The organism is Bradyrhizobium sp. BRP19, from assembly GCF_020194195.1.
In the GTDB taxonomy this organism is placed as follows: domain Bacteria; phylum Pseudomonadota; class Alphaproteobacteria; order Rhizobiales; family Xanthobacteraceae; genus Bradyrhizobium; species Bradyrhizobium yuanmingense.
In genome coordinates this window covers 1-404 of sequence record NZ_JADYVZ010000207.1, presented here as the reverse complement: position 1 = coordinate 404, position 404 = coordinate 1, and the positions used below count along the sequence as shown (strand labels likewise).

The following is a 404-nucleotide window of genomic DNA, read 5'->3' as shown; positions in this document are numbered from 1 at the left end:
CCGCATGACCGAGACCATCAAGGGTTCTGTCGTTTTCATCACCGGCGCAACTGGCGCGATCGCGCAGGCGCTGATCGCCGAACTCAAGGCCCGCGGCGCGGCGAAGATCTATGCCGCGGCGCGCGATATCTCCGCGCTCGCGGTGTCCGATGACCTGCTGCCAATCAAGATGGATGTCGCCAGTGATGAGGACGTCGCGCGCGCCGCAAGCCGTGCGTCTGGCGTTACGCTCCTGATCAACAATGCGGGCGTCAACCACAACACCGCCTTCATGCTGGCGCCGGATCTGGCCTTCGCGCGCGACGAGATGGAGATCAACTACCTCGCGCCGCTACGGGTGACGCGGGCCTTCGCGCCGATTCTGATCAAGAACCGCGGCGCAGTGCTGAACCTTCTCACCATCC

At 64.4% G+C, this 404-nt stretch carries 1 protein-coding gene; it reads left to right on the top strand.

All coding sequences use genetic code 11. From position 1 onward, the window contains the following. Positions 1 to 404 (top strand): SDR family NAD(P)-dependent oxidoreductase (locus tag I6F36_RS39215; protein ID WP_225173320.1); only part of this gene is annotated, 404 nt, incomplete at both ends.